General features: G+C 74.0%; 16 protein-coding genes. 9 read left to right on the top strand and 7 right to left on the bottom strand.

Annotation, left to right across the window (positions count from 1 at the left end; all coding sequences use genetic code 11):
- Window positions 1–87: 87 nt before the first annotated feature.
- Entirely contained in the window at window positions 88–564 is a 477-nt protein-coding gene (locus IE313_RS12720) for a hypothetical protein (RefSeq protein ID WP_189931379.1), read from the top strand.
- Here the strand turns inward: IE313_RS12720 and IE313_RS12715 are convergent.
- The 4 genes from IE313_RS12715 to IE313_RS12705 all read right to left on the bottom strand — a co-directional run bounded on the left by IE313_RS12715 (window position 545) and on the right by IE313_RS12705 (window position 3,782).
- The gene (locus tag IE313_RS12715) at window positions 545–1,156 is read right to left on the bottom strand and encodes a nucleoside triphosphate pyrophosphatase (RefSeq protein ID WP_189931377.1); all 612 of its coding nucleotides are present in this window, start codon (window positions 1,154–1,156) and stop codon (window positions 545–547) included. The two genes, IE313_RS12720 and IE313_RS12715, sit on opposite strands and share 20 nt — an antisense overlap.
- An 83-nt stretch (window positions 1,157–1,239) precedes the next feature.
- Complete coding sequence (gene mmpB, locus IE313_RS35995) at window positions 1,240–1,362, bottom strand: morphogenic membrane protein MmpB (protein WP_268256702.1); 123 nt, start codon at window positions 1,360–1,362, stop codon at window positions 1,240–1,242.
- 472 nt (window positions 1,363–1,834) lie between these two features.
- Entirely contained in the window at window positions 1,835–2,074 is a 240-nt protein-coding gene (locus IE313_RS12710; protein WP_189931375.1) for an acyl-CoA carboxylase epsilon subunit, read from the bottom strand.
- A gap of 25 nt (window positions 2,075–2,099) precedes the next feature.
- The gene (locus IE313_RS12705; protein WP_229924577.1) at window positions 2,100–3,782 is read right to left on the bottom strand and encodes an acyl-CoA carboxylase subunit beta; all 1,683 of its coding nucleotides are present in this window, start codon (window positions 3,780–3,782) and stop codon (window positions 2,100–2,102) included.
- A 317-nt stretch (window positions 3,783–4,099) separates the two neighbouring features.
- Here IE313_RS12705 and IE313_RS12700 point away from each other — a divergent pair, with 317 nt between their 5' ends.
- The 5 genes from IE313_RS12700 to hutH all read left to right on the top strand — a co-directional run bounded on the left by IE313_RS12700 (window position 4,100) and on the right by hutH (window position 10,944).
- Window positions 4,100–4,999, top strand: coding sequence for a biotin--[acetyl-CoA-carboxylase] ligase (locus tag IE313_RS12700; RefSeq protein WP_189931373.1), 900 nt, complete (start codon window positions 4,100–4,102; stop codon window positions 4,997–4,999).
- Between the two features lie 404 nt (window positions 5,000–5,403).
- Complete coding sequence (locus IE313_RS12695) at window positions 5,404–6,501, top strand: adenylate/guanylate cyclase domain-containing protein (RefSeq protein WP_189931605.1); 1,098 nt, start codon at window positions 5,404–5,406, stop codon at window positions 6,499–6,501.
- Window positions 6,502–6,908: 407 nt separating this feature from the next.
- Window positions 6,909–7,697 carry an enoyl-CoA hydratase/isomerase family protein gene (locus IE313_RS12690; protein WP_189931603.1) on the top strand — a complete coding sequence of 263 codons (789 nt, stop codon included), beginning with the start codon at window positions 6,909–6,911 and terminating at the stop codon, window positions 7,695–7,697.
- Between the two features lie 78 nt (window positions 7,698–7,775).
- The gene (locus IE313_RS12685) at window positions 7,776–8,966 is read left to right on the top strand and encodes a GGDEF domain-containing protein (RefSeq protein WP_189931371.1); all 1,191 of its coding nucleotides are present in this window, start codon (window positions 7,776–7,778) and stop codon (window positions 8,964–8,966) included.
- A gap of 439 nt (window positions 8,967–9,405) precedes the next feature.
- Complete coding sequence (hutH, locus tag IE313_RS12680; protein ID WP_189931601.1) at window positions 9,406–10,944, top strand: histidine ammonia-lyase; 1,539 nt, start codon at window positions 9,406–9,408, stop codon at window positions 10,942–10,944.
- Window positions 10,945–10,973: 29 nt separating this feature from the next.
- Here the strand turns inward: hutH and IE313_RS12675 are convergent, their stop codons facing one another.
- Window positions 10,974–11,375, bottom strand: coding sequence for a hypothetical protein (locus IE313_RS12675; RefSeq protein ID WP_189931369.1), 402 nt, complete (start codon window positions 11,373–11,375; stop codon window positions 10,974–10,976).
- 110 nt (window positions 11,376–11,485) lie between these two features.
- Between IE313_RS12675 and IE313_RS12670 the strand changes: the two genes are divergently transcribed.
- On the top strand, window positions 11,486–11,890 hold the full coding sequence (locus IE313_RS12670; RefSeq protein WP_189931367.1) for a hypothetical protein: 405 nt from the start codon (window positions 11,486–11,488) through the stop codon (window positions 11,888–11,890).
- 289 nt (window positions 11,891–12,179) lie between these two features.
- On the top strand, window positions 12,180–13,436 hold the full coding sequence (locus IE313_RS12665) for a L,D-transpeptidase (protein ID WP_189931365.1): 1,257 nt from the start codon (window positions 12,180–12,182) through the stop codon (window positions 13,434–13,436).
- A 124-nt stretch (window positions 13,437–13,560) separates the two neighbouring features.
- Here the strand turns inward: IE313_RS12665 and IE313_RS12660 are convergent, their stop codons facing one another.
- Window positions 13,561–13,935: a VOC family protein gene (locus IE313_RS12660; protein ID WP_189931363.1), complete on the bottom strand. Its 375-nt coding sequence runs from the start codon at window positions 13,933–13,935 to the stop codon at window positions 13,561–13,563.
- Entirely contained in the window at window positions 13,932–14,666 is a 735-nt protein-coding gene (locus IE313_RS12655; RefSeq protein ID WP_373316973.1) for a TetR/AcrR family transcriptional regulator, read from the bottom strand. Before IE313_RS12655 ends, IE313_RS12660 begins: the two co-directional genes overlap by 4 nt.
- A gap of 428 nt (window positions 14,667–15,094) precedes the next feature.
- Here IE313_RS12655 and IE313_RS12650 point away from each other — a divergent pair, with 428 nt between their 5' ends.
- On the top strand, window positions 15,095–15,637 hold the full coding sequence (locus tag IE313_RS12650) for a helix-turn-helix domain-containing protein (protein WP_308439167.1): 543 nt from the start codon (window positions 15,095–15,097) through the stop codon (window positions 15,635–15,637).
- Window positions 15,638–15,681: the final 44 nt, after the last annotated feature.

Below are 15,681 nucleotides of genomic sequence, written 5' to 3'. Positions count from 1 at the left end.
CTGCGCGGTGTTCCGGACCTTCCCCGTGCCCAGGCGGCCTGGAAGGTACCTCCGACGTGGTGACGGCAGCGAAAGTGGGTGGGCGCCGTGGCACGTAGACCGGTGGCGCTGGTGGCGGCGATCGTGCTCGTTCTCGAGGCGCTCGGCATGGCGCTGCTGAACTGGTTCCTCGGTCTGGTCGTGGACCGGCAGGACATGTCCCTGGCGGGCCTGGCCCCCCACGCGATGACCGTGTCGACCTGGATCGCCGGCGGGGTCGTCGGCCTCTACCTGCTGCTGAACGCCGCCGTCCTGCTGCGTGCGGCGGTGCGCGACCGCGGCCCGGCCGGCTTCTGGCGGATCCTGCTGATCAGCGCCGCCGTGGTGCACGGGCTGCTGGGCGCCTTCGCGATCGGCCTGGTCGGCTGGTTCGCGTTCCTGTGCATGATGGTGGTCCTCGGCCTGATCGTGCTCAGCCTCGTCGCCTACGACGAGCGGGGTGCCGACCGGCCGTGGTGGCCCGGCCGGCCCAGGTGGACCGGCCGGCAGAAGCAGACCGGCGGCGCTACGCCCACAAGTCCGTGATCGCCACGCCCAGTTCGCCCAGCAGCCGGCGCAACAGCGGGAGGCTGATGCCGATGACGTTGCCGTGGTCGCCCTCGATGCGCTCGATGAACGGTGCCGAGCGGCCGTCCAGTGTGAAGGCGCCGGCGACGTGCAGCGGCTCGCCGGAGGCCACGTAGGCCGCGACCTCCGCGTCGCTCGGCTCGCCGAAGTGCACCACCGTGGAGGCCACGGCCGAGCAGTGCCGGCCGGTGGCCGTGTCGTAGACGCAGTGGCCGGTCTGCAGGGTGCCCGCCCGGCCGCGCATCGCCTTCCAGCGCGCGGTGGCCTCCTCCGCGTCCGCGGGCTTGCCGAGCGGCTGGCCGTCCAGGTCGAGTACCGAGTCGCAGCCCACGACCAGCGCACCGCTCCTGATCACCTCGGGGCGTGCGGCGACCACGGACGCCTTCGCCTCGGCGAGCGCCAGGGCCAGGTCGGCGGGGGTGGGGGCGGAGACGGCGTCCTCGTCGACACCGCTGACGATCACGTCGGGCGCCAGGCCCGCCTGGCGGAGCAGGCCGAGGCGGGCGGGGGACTGGGAGGCGAGCACGAATCGGCGGGGCTGATCACTCATGGCGGTCAGCGTATCGGCGCGCTCCGGCAGGCGGGGGCCGCCCGTCCCGCACGGCGGGCGGGCGGCCCCGGCAGTGCCGCGGCTCACCACAGCACGATCATCACCAGGACCGCGGCCAGCGCCAGGACCACGCCCAGCCGCCGCAGTTTCGCCTGGACGGCGCGCAGGTCCTCGGGCGGCTTGTCGTCGGGTTCTGACCACAGCATGTGATCGATCCTGCGGGCCCGGCGGCAGGGGGCGCCTGAGTACGCGTACTCAAGTAGGCGCCCGGGAGCGCAGCCGCGCGCCAGTACCGGGCCGTGCGCGCTGGGCCGTGTGCGCGGGGCGCGCGCTGCACCCGTTCCCGCGCACGGCGGTACCGCACACGGCGCGACCGCGCACACTGCGGTGATCGCGTAGCCGAGCGTGGCCGCCCGGGTCGAAGTGGTGATCGCGTACGCCGGCCGCGACCGCCTACGCCGGCTGTGACCGCCCACGCCGGCCGTGACCGCCTACGTCAGCAGAGGCGACCGCGTACATCGGCAGCGACCGCCTACATCGGCAGCGATCGCGCACGTCAGCGTGCTGCCGAGTGCGGACCCGGAGTGGGCGCATCCGGAGTGGGCGCATCCGGAGTGAGCGCACCCGGAGCGGGCGCACTCCGAGCGAACGCACCCGGAGTGCGTGGCCCGCGGGTCGTCACACCGGCCAGAACGTCCGGCCCCAGGACCGCGGCCCGGGCGCGGGCAGCCGGGTCCTGGCCACTCGGGCGGGGTCCGACCACGCGGGTGGTGCGGCCGCGCCGCCCTGCGCGCCCTGCCCGCCCGGCCACGGCGAGGCCGGCCCCTGGGCGAGCGCCGCGGCGCGCGCCCGGACCACCGCCACGGCGGCGGCCAGTTCCTCCGGGGTGGGATTGCCCCGTACCACCTTGATCACCAACGGCTCCTTGCGGTTGGGCGACGGCTCACAGCGGGATGTTGCCGTGCTTCTTCGGAGGGAGGTTTTCCCGCTTGGTGCGCAGTTGACGCAGCCCGCGCACGATGTGGCGGCGGGTGTCGGACGGCATGATCACGGCGTCGATGTAGCCGCGCTCCGCGGCCGTGTACGGATTGAGCAGGGTGTCCTCGTACTCCCGGACCAGCTTCTCGCGCAGCGCCGGACGCTCCACCTCGGGGGCGGCGGCGATGGTCCTGCGGTGCAGGATGTTCACGGCGCCCTGGGCGCCCATGACGGCGATCTGCGCGGTCGGCCAGGCGAGGTTGAGGTCCGCACCCAGGTGCTTGGAGCCCATGACGTCGTACGCGCCGCCGAACGCCTTGCGGGTGATCACCGTGATGAGCGGGACGGTCGCCTCCGCGTAGGCGTAGATCAGTTTGGCGCCGCGCCGGATGATGCCGGTGTGCTCCTGCTCCACGCCCGGTAGGAAGCCGGGCACGTCGACGAAGGTGAGCACCGGGACGTTGAACGCGTCGCAGGTGCGCACGAAGCGGGCGGCCTTCTCGCTGGCGTCGATGTCCAGGCAGCCCGCGAACTGCATCGGCTGGTTGGCCACCACGCCCACCGGGTGGCCCTCCACACGGCCGAAGCCGGTGACGATGTTCGGCGCGAACATCGCCTGCGTCTCGAAGAACTCCGAGTCGTCCAAAACGTGCTCGATGACGGTGTGCATGTCGTACGGCTGTCCCGCGCTGTCCGGGACGACCGAGTCCAGCTCGCGGTCCTCGTCACCGACGGCGAGGTCCGCCTCCTCGGGGTAGGCGGGCGGCTCGCTGAGGTTGTTCGACGGGAGGTAGGAGAGCAGCGACTTGACGTACTCGATGGCGTCCTTCTCGTCGCTCGCCATGTGGTGCGCGACCCCGGAGGCGGTGTTGTGGGTGCGCGCGCCGCCCAGCTCCTCGAAGCCGACGTCCTCGCCGGTCACCGTCTTGATGACGTCGGGTCCCGTGATGAACATGTGCGAGGTCTGGTCCACCATCACCGTGAAGTCGGTGATCGCCGGGGAGTACACGGCGCCGCCCGCGCACGGGCCGACGACCAGCGAGATCTGCGGGATGACCCCGGAGGCGTGGGTGTTGCGGCGGAAGATCTCGCCGTACATGCCGAGCGCGCCCACGCCCTCCTGGATCCGCGCGCCGCCCGAGTCGTTGATGCCGACCACCGGGCAGCCGGTCTTCAGCGCGAAGTCCATCACCTTGATGATCTTCTGCCCGAACACCTCGCCGAGCGCGCCGCCGAAGACGGTGAAGTCCTGTGAGAACACCGCGACGGGGCGGCCGTCGACTGTGCCGTAGCCGGTCACGACGCCGTCGCCGTAGGGGCGGTTCTTCTCCAGGCCGAAGTCCGTGGAGCGGTGCCGGGCGAACTCGTCGAGCTCGACGAACGAGCCCTCGTCGAGCAGCATCAGGATCCGCTCACGCGCCGTGAGCTTGCCCTTGGCGTGCTGCTTCTCCACGGCACGCGCGGAGCCCGCGTGCACGGCCTCCTCGATACGGCGCTGCAGGTCCGCGAGCTTTCCCGCGGTGGTGTGGACTCCGGCTGCCCCGGGCGCTGCGGCCGCCTCCGAAGCGGCGGCCGGGTCGGTTTCGCGGGCCGGGTCGGCTTCGCGGGCCGGGGCGGCGGACGGACGGGGCTCTTCAGGCTCGGACATCGGGGTGCGGCTCCCTGCCTGCTGGGGGACTGCGGGTGGGCGGTGGGCAACGTCAGGGGGTGGACGACGGGGGACGAGGGGGATGTGGGGCGGGGTGGGGCCCAGTGGCGGGCGCGGCTGGTGTCTGCGGCTGGTGGGTGCCTTCCGGTGGGTGCGGACGGGGCAGTCGGGACGTTACTCCGGTTGCCGTACGCGGGGCGTACGGCAGAAGGATCACATGCGGCTACCGACTCGTAGCGTATCGGCGCGGATACGGTTCGGCAGTGCGGCGTTGACCACATCCGGGGCGGGGCCGCGGGCGCGCCTAGGGTGGGCCCATGACCCCGCAGGAAGCCCATGACAGCCCCTGGTCCGACCTGGACCGGCCGCCCCTCAACGCCTCGTCGCTGCGCCGTGCCCTGGTGCGGCCCGGCACCCTGTGGAGCGCCCTGGACGTCGTCGCGTCCACCGGGTCCACCAACACCGACCTGGCCGCCCGCGCCGGCGCCCTGGCCGAGGGCGCGGTGCTGGTCGCGGAGGAGCAGACCGCGGGACGGGGCCGCCTCGACCGGCGGTGGAGCGCGCCGCCCCGCTCCGGCCTGTTCTTCTCCGTGCTGCTGAAGCCTGCCGTGCCCGCCGAGCGGTGGGGCTGGCTGCCCCTGCTCGCGGGCGTCGCCACCGCCACCGCCGTCTCCCGCACCGCCGGCGTCGACACGGCACTCAAATGGCCCAACGACCTGCTGGTCACGGTCGGCGGTGCGGAGCGCAAGGCCGGAGGCATCCTGGCCGAGCGCGCCGGGGGGCAGAACGCCGGGGGCGCGGACGGCGCGGGTGGCGCCGCGGTGGTGCTCGGCATCGGGCTCAACGTGACCCTGCGCGCCCCCGAGCTCCCGGTGCCCACCGCCGGCTCGCTCGCGCTCGCCGGGGCCACCGCGACCGATCGCGATCCGCTGCTGCGCGCCGTCCTGCGCTCCCTGGAGACGTGGTACGAGGCGTGGACCGGCGCGGACGGCGATCCGGCCGCCAGCGGCCTCCAGGAGACGTACGCGGCGGGCTGCGCGACCCTGGGCCGCAAGGTGCGGGCCGAGCTGCCCGGCGACCGCGCGGTGACCGGTGAGGCGGTCGCCCTCGACGGGCACGGCCGGCTGGTGCTTGCCACCGCCGACGGGATGCAGCAGCCGATCGGGGCCGGCGACATCGTGCACCTGCGGCCCGCGGGAGGGGGCGACGGGGCATGACCGGCGCGCGGCCGGCCGCGCGGCGCCACGGGGCCGACCGGCCCGGCGCGGGGGAGTGAGCCAGCGCACACCTGACGTACTGTGTGTTCCCGGGACCGCGACACCGGCCGGACGGCACGGCCGGCGGTGTCACCGCCCCCGGCACCCCGGCCGGAAAGAGCAGGTCGGACCCCAGGTCCGGCCGCTCGCTGAGCACCGTCTCAGTAGAGTTGGGGCCGGTCGATACCTGACCGCGGCAGATCGGAAGGGCAGCAGGCGTGACCGTCGACGAACCGGGCCCCGGTACGGGCACACCCCGCACCCCCGGTGAGCCCGACCCCGGCGAGGAGCCGGGTGCCGCCCCCCGGCACCGGGAGGCGGACCGTCGGGAGGCCGACACGCCCCGGGCCCCGGGCCGCCACGAGGTGGAGCCCGCCGCCGACCGTGTGGACGGACCCGAGGACGGCGAGGAGCCGGGCGACGACCCGCTGGCCCTGCGTCTGGAGCAACTGATCCTCGGCGCCGAGCGCCGCTACACGCCCTTCCAGGCGGCGCGCAGCGCGGGCGTCTCCATGGAGCTGGCCTCGCGGTTCTGGCGGGCCATGGGCTTCGCCGACATCGGGCAGGCCAAGGCCCTCACCGAGGCCGACGTGCTGGCGCTGCGGCGGCTCGCGGGCCTGGTGGAGGCGGGACTGCTCAGCGAGGCGATGGCCGTCCAGGTGGCGCGTTCGACCGGCCAGACCACGGCCCGGCTCGCCGAGTGGCAGATCGACTCCTTCCTGGAGGGCCTGACCGAGCCCCCGGAGCCGGGCATGACGCGGACCGAGGTCACCTATCCGCTGATCGAGCTGCTCCTGCCGGAGCTGGAGGAGTTCCTGGTCTACGTCTGGCGGCGGCAGCTCGCCGCGGCCACCGGCCGGGTCGTGCAGGCCGCGGACGACGAGGAGATGGTCGACCGGCGCCTCGCCGTCGGCTTCGCGGACCTCGTCGGCTTCACCCGGCTGACCCGCCGGATGGAGGAGGAGGAGCTCGGCGAGCTGGTGGAGGCGTTCGAGACCACCGCCGCCGACCTGGTGGCCGCGCACGGCGGCCGGCTGATCAAGACCCTCGGCGACGAGGTGCTGTTCGCCACGGACGATCCCGCCATCGCCGCGGAGATCGCACTGCGCCTGATAGAGACCATGGCCAACGACGAGACGATGCCCGAGCTGCGCGTCGGCATCGCCTTCGGCACGGTCACCACCCGGATGGGCGATGTCTTCGGCACCACCGTGAACCTGGCCAGCCGCCTCACCTCGATAGCGCCCAGGGACGCCGTCCTCGTCGACGGAGCCCTCGCCGCGGAGCTGATCAGGACCGGGGCGGCGCCGACCTCCGAGGCGGATGCGGCGCAGGCCACCGCGGCGGCGGAGAAGGAGGGGGAGGAACCGCCCTCCTACCGGTTCGCGCTCCAGCCGATGTGGCAGCGGCCGGTGCGGGGGCTCGGGGTGGTGGAGCCGTGGTTGCTCACCCGGCGCGGCTGAGGTCTCCCTTCCCGGCTGCCGCCGGGTGACGGCCTGCCGATCGGCTCGATCGGCTCCTCGGGCACCTGGTCCCCCTTTTCGGGGTTTCCGGGTTTCCGGGTTTCCGGCTTCCGGCTTCCCGCTTCCCGGGTTCTGCTCTTCCCGCTCTTCCCGCTCTTCTCGGTTGTCTCGGTCCTTCTCGGGTCGTTCGGGTTCGTTCGAGTTCGTTCGAGTTCGTTCGGGTTTCCCGGGGCTGTGCGAGCCGGTGGGGGCGCTCGCGCTCGGTTGCGGCCGGTCGCGCGGCTCCCCGCGCGCCTTCGGGGCGCTCGCCCGGTGCTTCGGGGGCCGGGGCCCGGTGCCGTGGGCGGGGAGCGCCGCGTACGGTGCCTGCCACGACGGTCTACGCCCAAGGAGCCCGCATGAACGCCATGAGCAGCTACCACGACGTCGTCCGCATCCGGCGGCACGACCACGTCGCCGAGCTGGTGCTCGACCGGCCCCAGGCCATGAACGCCGTCTCCACGGCCATGGCCCGCGCCCTCGCGGCGGCCTGCGCGGACCTCGCCGCCGACCGTGGCACCAGGACCGTCGTGCTCACCTCCACCCACGAGCGGGCGTTCTGCGTCGGTGCCGACCTGAAGGAACGCAACTCCCTCACCGACGCCGACCTGCACCGCCAGCGCCCGGTGGCCCGGGCCGCCTACACCGCCGTCCTCGACCTGCCCGTGCCCACCATCGCCGCGGTGCACGGCTACGCCCTCGGCGGCGGCTTCGAGCTGGCCCTGGCCTGCGACCTGATCGTGGCCGACCCGACCGCCGTGGTGGGCCTGCCCGAGGTGTCGGTCGGCGTGATCCCGGGCGGTGGCGGCACCCAGTTGCTGCCCCGCCGGGTGGGCGCCGCCCGGGCCGCGGAGCTGATCTTCTCGGCCCGGCGGGTCGCGGCGGAGGAGGCGCACGCGCTGGGTCTGGTGGACCGGCTCACCGCCGAGGGCGAGGACCGCACCGAGGCCCTGGACCTCGCCGCGCGGATCGCCGGAAACTCTCCCGTGGGCCTGCGTGCCGCGAAGCGGGCCCTGCGCCTCGGGCACGGGCTGGACCTGCGGGCCGGCCTTGAGGTGGAGGACGCGGCCTGGCGCACGGTGGCCTTCTCCGGCGACCGTGCGGAGGGCGTGGCCGCGTTCAACGAGAAGCGTGCGCCGCAGTGGCCCGGGGAGTAGGCGGGCGGCCGCCGGGCAGTGGAACCTGTTCGCCGTAACAACCTCTCAAAATGTGGCAAACCTTCATAGCCTGGGATGATGGCGGAGGAAGCGCGGCTGCGTGCCGTGGTGGAGCTGGCCCGGGGCATGGCCGCCGTGCACACCCCGCGGGAGACCTGGAGCGCGGCGGCTGAGGGCGCCCGCCGCGCGCTGACCGGCAGTTTCGCCGCGCTGTCCGTCTGGGAGCGCGAGCTGGGCCGTCTGCGGGTGCTGGTGAACACCGGTGAGCGCGCCCTGGGCGAGGAGGAGTTTCCCGAGGCCGAGGCGTATCCGGTGCACCAGTTCCCGGAGATCGCCGAGCTGCTGCACGAACGCTGGGCGGGCGGCGGGGAGCCCCGCGCCTGGGTGGCGGTCGCGCAGGACGCACAACGGGTCGCGGGTGCCGGCGGGCGAGCCGTGCCGGGGCCGCCGGGCGGTAGCTGGGGGCGGGCCGCGGCGCTGCGGCGCCGGGGGCGCGGCTGCTGCGTGGTCGCGCCGATCGTGCTGCACGGGCGCGCATGGGGCGAGCTGTACGTGGCCCGGCCGGTCGGCGCGCCGGTCTTCGACCGGTCCGACGCGGACTTCGCCACCGTGCTGGCCAGCGTGGTGGCGGCCGGGCTCGCCCAGACCGAACGCCTGGAGGAGGCCCGCCGGCTGGCCTTCACCGACGCGCTCACCGGCCTGGCCAACCGGCGCGCCGTCGACACCCGGCTCGACGAGGCGATCGAGAGCCACCGCACCGACAAGGCCGTGGTCAGCCTGGTCGTCTGCGATCTGAACGGCCTGAAACGGGTCAACGACACACAGGGCCACGCGGCCGGCGATCGGCTGCTGGAACGATTCGGCTCGGTGCTCTCGCTGTGCGGGGCGATGCTGCCGGGTGCGCTCGCGGCACGGCTGGGCGGGGACGAGTTCTGCCTGCTCGCGGTGGGGCCGTCCGCGGACGACGTGGTTCGCGTCGCCGGTGAGCTGTGCCGCCGTGCCGCACGGCTGCGGCTCGGCGAGGGCGTGGCGTGCGGGGTGGCGTCGACCGGTGATCCGATCGGGCCGCTGCGCTCGTCCCGGCGGCTGTTCCGGCTGGCCGACGCGGCCCAGTACCGCGCCAAGGCGGCCCGCGCCCAGAAGCCGGTGGTGGCCGGCCGCGAGGGCCCCGACGACCCCGTGGTACGCCTCGCCGACGCACCGGCGCCACCCGCGGGCGAACGCCGCAGGATCCGCGGCCGCCGCTCCCCCGGCGGAGAACTCCCGTAGGCGGAGGCCGGACGGGCCGGGCAGGCCGGTCGGGTCGGGCAGGCCGGTCGAGTCGGGCGGGCCGGTCGGGCCGGGGGATTGGGCAGGCCGGTCGGGCCAGGGATCGGGCAGCCGGACAGGCCGGAGGGATTAGGCAGTCCGACGGGCCGGACAGGCCAAACAGGCCAAACAGGCCGGACGGGCCGGGCTCGCGCGTGGCCGCGCGGCGGTTCCACCGCCCTGGCGGGTCTCCGTGCCCGGCGGTTTCCACGCCCGGCGGGTCTCCGCCGCGCTCCGGCGGGTCTCCCCGCCCGGCGGGCTCCCCCACCAGGGGCGGGGCGTCCCGCTGTCCGCCCCGCCGCCCCGCGCGGCGGGAAGTGCGGCGCGGCGGTGCCGGGATCCGCGCCGGCCGCCGCTCGTGACAGCCGTTGATTCAGTGCGTAGTCTCCTGAATATGACTATGCATACCGTGGTGGTGGAGCCGACCGGGACCCGTGCCGAGGACGTGCTGGCCGTCGCCCGGGGCGGCGCCAGGACGGAGCTGTCGGCCGCGGCGATCACCGCCCTGACCGGCGCCCGCGAGGTCATCGACGCACTCGCCGCCAAGCCGGAGCCGGTCTACGGGGTGTCGACCGGCTTCGGTGCGCTGGCCACCCGCCACATCGGCCCCGGGCTGCGCGCCGTGCTGCAGCGCAACATCGTCCGCTCGCACGCCGCGGGCATGGGCCCGCGCGTCGAGCGCGAGGTGGTCAGGGCGCTGATGTTCCTCCGCCTGAAGACGGTCTGCTCCGGCCACACCGGCGTACGCCCCGAGGTCGCCCAGGCCATGGCCGACGTGCTCAACGCCGGCATCACCCCGATCGTGCACGAGTACGGCTCACTCGGCTGCTCCGGCGACCTCGCGCCACTCAGCCACTGCGCCCTGACCCTGATGGGAGAGGGCGAGGCGGAGGGTCCCGACGGCACGGTGCGGCCCGCGGCGGAACTGCTCGCCGAGCACGGCATCACCCCCGTCGAGCTGCGCGAGAAGGAGGGCCTGGCGCTGCTGAACGGCACGGACGGCATGCTCGGCATGCTGCTCATGGCCATCGACGACCTGGAGACCCTCTACAAGTCCGCCGACATCACCGCCGCCCTCAGCCTGGAGGCACTGCTCGGCACCGAGAAGGTCCTGGCGCCCGAGCTGCACGCCATCCGCCCGCACCCGGGACAGGGCGCGTCCGCCGCCAACATGCTCGCCGTGCTCACCGGTTCGGGACTCACCGGCCACCACATCGGCGACGCCCCCCGTGTGCAGGACGCGTACTCGGTGCGCTGCGCGCCGCAGGTGGCGGGCGCCGGGCGGGACACCCTCGCGCACGCCCGGCTGGTCGCCGCGCGCGAGCTGGCCTCGGCCGTGGACAATCCGGTGGTGCTCGGCGGCGGCCGGGTGGAGTCCAACGGGAACTTCCACGGCGCGCCCGTCGGGTACGTCCTCGACTTCCTCGCCATCGCCGCCGCCGACCTCGCCTCGATCGCCGAGCGCCGCACCGACCGGCTGCTCGACAAGAACCGCTCGCACGGCCTGCCCGCGTTCCTGGCCGACGACCCGGGAGTGGACTCCGGGCTGATGATCGCCCAGTACACCCAGGCCGCGCTGGTCAGCGAGATGAAGCGGCTGGCCGTGCCCGCCTCGGTCGACTCCATCCCGTCCTCCGCCCTCCAGGAGGACCACGTCTCGATGGGCTGGTCGGCGGCGCGCAAGCTGCGGACGACGGTGGCGAACCTCACCCGGGTGCTGGCCGTCGAGCTGTACGCGGCGACCCGGGCGATAGAGCTGCGCAAGGGACTCACGCCCGCTCCGGCGACCAGGGCGGTGCTGGCGGCGGTGCGGCCGGCGGGTGTCGAGGGGCCCGGGCCCGACCGCTACCTCGCGCCGGATCTGGGGGCGGCGGAGGAGTTCGTCCGTACGGGCCGGCTCGTGGCGGCGGTCGAGACGGTGACGGGGCCGCTGGCCTAGCCGTGTCGCCCTGCGGCGCCCGGCCGCCGTCAGGCTCCGGACGGGCTCGCCCCGCCCCCGGAGAGGCCGGGTTCCCCGTCCCACTCCAGGCGGTCCCTGCGCACCGAGTACGCGACGAAACCGGCGCCCAGGCCGAGGAAGAGGGTGCCGCCGACCAGGTACGGAGTGGTGCTCACGCCGCCGGTGTCGGCCAGGCGGCCGGTGTCCTTCGAGCCTGTGGCCCCGGCGGCCCCCGCGGATCCGGCGGCTCCCGCGGATCCGGTGGACGCCGACCGCGGCGAGGTGGCCAGGGTGGCCGGGGCCGCGTGCGGGGCGCCGGCCGCGGGGGCGAGGGCGCCCGCGGTGGCGTGCGCGGTGGGGACGAACCACAGGGCGCCCAGCACGACCGCGGCGGCGGTGGCGGTCAACAAGGAACGGCGGGCGGCTGACACGGAATATCGATCCCCTTGTGGTGCTGGCGAATTGACCGTGCTGACCGATGCTAATGAAAGGGGCGGGTCGCAGGAAAGCCACGGGGGGATCGAGTCGTACCCTCCGTCCTATGGGCACTACTGAGACATCACGCTTTGTCCGGCTGCGGGTTGATCTGGTGGTCGCGATCGAGGACTCCGTCGCCCTCACCGGCGCGGCCCTGCAGCGCATCGAGGAGGATGCCGCGGCCTCCGGCTCCCACGGCGGCCCGACTCCGTCCGAGGGCGGCCTCGCGGTGGACACGCACGGCATGTCAACCGAGGAGCGCATCCACGCGATCACCGCCGTGCAGCAGGACGAGGCGGAGGCGCTGGCGTATCTCGTCGATCCGTTCGACCTGGTCATCGGCGTTCCCGGGGTGGACCTCGCGCAGGCCTCGTGGAGCAGTGAGGAGATCGACTACGATCCGGATTCGCCTGACTGGCACCTGGGCGTGGATGATGGCGGCGAAGACGGCGAGACCGAAGAGGACTAGCGGGCTCGGGCGGCCTCGGGACGGCCGCGGGAGCACCGCGGCATCCGGCCCTGCGACCACGCTCCGGCGGGTCCCCCGGTGCCGGTGCCGCGCGGGATACCGTCCGGACCGCAACCGCCTCCCCGGTTTCCGTCGTCTCCCCAGGCACGGCTGCAACGAGCGCGCCACATGAGTGGTGCGTGCCACATATCTGCCGGAAGTGGAACGGGATGAAGCAGACGGGGCGTTGTTGACGGTTACGGGGACGTCTTGCTTCTTTCGGGATTCGGCGACGATGGAGATGCGTGTGATGACGGACAGCAAGCGGCGCAGGCGCATAATGGCGGTGTCCGCGTTGCTCGGAGGGGTGCTGGTGCTCTCCGCCTGCAATGACTCGAAGAGTGACGGCCAAGGGGCCACGGGCGACGGCGGCGGGAAGTCGCAGGCGCAGGTCGACGAGGCGGCCGCCAAGAAGGCGTCGCAGGCCCAGATCACTATTTCCCCGAAAGACGGCTCGAACAACGCCAGTATCAACAACGCCGCGCAGGTCACGGTCAAGAAGGGCACGCTCAGCAGCGTCTCGATGAGGACCGCGGACGGCACCGAGGTCGCCGGGCAGATATCGCCCGACAAGACCACCTGGAAGCCGAGCGTGCAGTTGGAGCGGGCGACCACCTACAAGGTCGCGGCCACCGCCCAGGACACGGAGGGCCGCGCCGCCCACGAGAACGCGTCGTTCACCACCGTCTCCCCGGCCAACAGCTTCATCGGCAACTTCACGCCCGAGGCCGGCTCCACCGTCGGTGTCGGCATGCCGGTGTCGATCAACTTCGACAAGGCGATCACCGACAAGGCGGCGGTGCAGAAGGGGATCACCGTCTCCTCCAGCAGCGGCCAGCAGGTGGTCGGCCACTGGTTCGGCGCCAACCGTCTCGACTTCCGCCCCGAGAAGTACTGGCAGGCGGGCTCCACGGTCACCCTCAAGCTCGCCCTGGACGGCGTGCAGGGCGCCCAGGGGGTCTACGGGGTGCAGCAGAAGACGGTCCAGTTCCACATCGGCCGCAACCAGGTCTCGTTCGTCGACGCCAAGTCGAAGACGATGAAGGTCACCCAGGACGGCAAGGTCATCAAGACCATCCCGATCTCCGCGGGTGCGCCCGAGCACAAGACGTACCAGGGTCAGATGGTGATCTCCGAGAAGTTCAAGGAGACCCGGATGAACGGCGCCACGGTCGGCTTCACCGACGACGACGGCAAGGGCGAGTACGACATCAAGGACGTGCCGCACGCCATGCGCCTGTCCAGCTCCGGCACCTTCATCCACGGCAACTACTGGGGCTCCCCGTCCGTCTTCGGCAGCGTCAACACCAGCCACGGCTGTGTGGGCCTCCAGGACAAGAAGGGTGCGAACGACCCGAACACCCCGGCGTCCTGGTTCTACAACCACTCGCTGATCGGTGACGTGGTCGTCGTCGCGAACACCGGGGACAAGACCATCCAGCCCGACAACGGTCTCAACGGCTGGAACCTCGACTGGTCCCAGTGGCAGGCGGGCTCCGCGGTCTGACGCGTGGCGGCCGGCGCCTGACGTCCAGGCGGCGAAGGTGCCGTGTCCGGGACTCCCGGACACGGCACCTTCCGTATGTACGGTGTCCGGGCGTCCGTACGGCAGGCCGCGGCCGCCGCCTCCGTCACCGCGGAGACATCACCTCGTAGAGGTTGCGTGCCTCGTCGACGAAGAACAGGCCCCGTGCGCGGAGCGGATGGTCGACACGGCCGTTGTCCGGCTGCGCCGGATCGTTGCCGTACGGGATGCCGCGGGCCGTCAGCCGGGCCAGGATCGCGTCGAACTCCTCCGGGTCCACGTCGAAGGCCAGGTGGTGGCCCTCGGGCCGCTCGACGGACATGAAGTCCAGCGTGAGGGCGTCATTGACCCTGACCGGCGCGAAGTGCCCATGCCGGCCGGCCGGCGGCAGTGCCTCAAGGCCCATGACGTACGCGAAGAACGCGGCGGCGGCCCGGTGGTCGGCGGCCGGCACGATCGTGTGGTTCAGGGTGACGGTCACGCGCCGCCGCCCGCCGCGCGCCCGCCGCCGCCCGCCGCGTCCCGGCCGCCGCCCCCCGAGCCCCCGGCGGGGGCGCCCCCGCCGGCCCCGGTGCGCTCCAGCGCCCCGTACAGCAGGACGTCCACCAACTCCGCGGGATCCCGCACCGCGTCACCCGCGGTCTCGCGCAGGTGCATGAGGACCATGCCGAGGAACATCGCGGCCAGCCTCTCCGGGCCGATCCGCAGGGCCGCGCGGTCCGGTTCGAGCAGTTCGGCCACCGCCTCGCGCAACGCGCGCATCGACGCCGCGCGGCCGTCCTCGGCGGGTGGCCCGTCCGGGGTCCGCCCGCGCCTGCGGCCCGAGGCGTGCAGCGAGCCCAGCACGGAGCCCATCCGGTCCAGGTGGGCGCGCATCGCCTCGGCGGCCTGCACCAGACGGGCCGCCAGCGGCTCCTCCAGTTCGATGCAGGCCAGCTCGCGCAGTACGTGGCCGGGGCTGACGGCCTCCGCCACGCAGGCGTCGAGCAGTTCGTCCTTGTCCTTGAAGGCGCGGAAGACAGTGGCCTCGCCGATACCCGCGGCGCGGGCGATCCGGCTGGTCGTGACGGCCGTGCCGTGCTCGGCGATCAGCGGCAGGGCCACCGCGACGATCATCGCCCGGCGCTCCTCGACGCTCATGCCGGGCGCCCGGCGGCGCGGGGCGGGGGAGGACGTGTGGGTGCCTGTGGCGGCACCGGGGGAGGAAGGCATAGCGGGGACCATACGGAGTGAGTACTCACTCCGTCAATGGGATGGTGACGGGATCGTCGTCGACGGAGTGCCGTCCCACCACGACCCGTCCGCCACGGCGGCACGGATGCGCGCGCCGGCCTCCTGACGGGGTGGGCGCGCGGCGTTACGGGGAGGGGCGCGGCTTCCTGACGGGGTGTCCCCGGCGCGCCCTGCGACCGGGTGTGCGAGGCGGCTTCCCGGCGGGTGTGCGAGGCGGCTTCCCGGCGGGTGCGCCGGACGCGGGTGGTCCGTTCCGGTGGCCCGGCCCGCCCCGGTGGCCCGTCCCGGTGGTCCGTTGGGTCCCGGCGGTCCGTCCCGGAGCCGACTCCGCGGCCGGGGACCGGATTTCGCGGGCGGCGGAACGCAGCCCCGCTGCCGGCCCGGCGCAACGCTCCTAATCTGGGAGGGTGAGTAGCGACGCGCCGAACCGAGCCCGTGTCATCCCGCTGCGTCCGGTACCCGCGGCGCACCCCGTGCGCCCGGCACCGGCCCGCCCGGTCACCGCGCCGCCGTCCGCCGCGCCCGGTGAGGCGGGCGGCTGGCCCCCGAGGGAACCGCTGTGGCGCAATGTGGTGGGAGGCGTCCTGCGGCGCGAACGCCTGGCTCAGGAGCGCACGCTGAAGGACGTGGCCGAGGCGGCTCGGATCTCCATGCCCTACCTCTCCGAGCTGGAGCGCGGCCGCAAGGAGGCCTCGTCCGAGGTGCTTGCGGCCGCCGCCCGTGCGCTCGGTCTCGGTCTCGCCGACCTGCTCGCCCTGGTCCAGGGCGAGCTGGCCGGCCCGGCTCCGCGCCGCCCCGCGCGCACCGACACCACGCCCACCGCCGCGGCGGCCGCCGCCCGGCCGGCGTCGAGCCATCGCCTCGGCACCCGGGCCCGCCTCGGCACCCGGGCCCGCCCCGGCTCCGGTCCGCGGCCCGGTGGCGAGGTGCGCCTCGCGATCGCGGCGTGAGCGCGCGGCACGGCGCGGCCGTGGTCCGGCGGTCGGCAGCCGAC

This window comes from Streptomyces sulfonofaciens (assembly GCF_014656295.1).
Taxonomy (GTDB): domain Bacteria; phylum Actinomycetota; class Actinomycetes; order Streptomycetales; family Streptomycetaceae; genus Streptomyces; species Streptomyces sulfonofaciens.
This window is presented reverse-complemented; position numbering and strand designations above follow the sequence as displayed.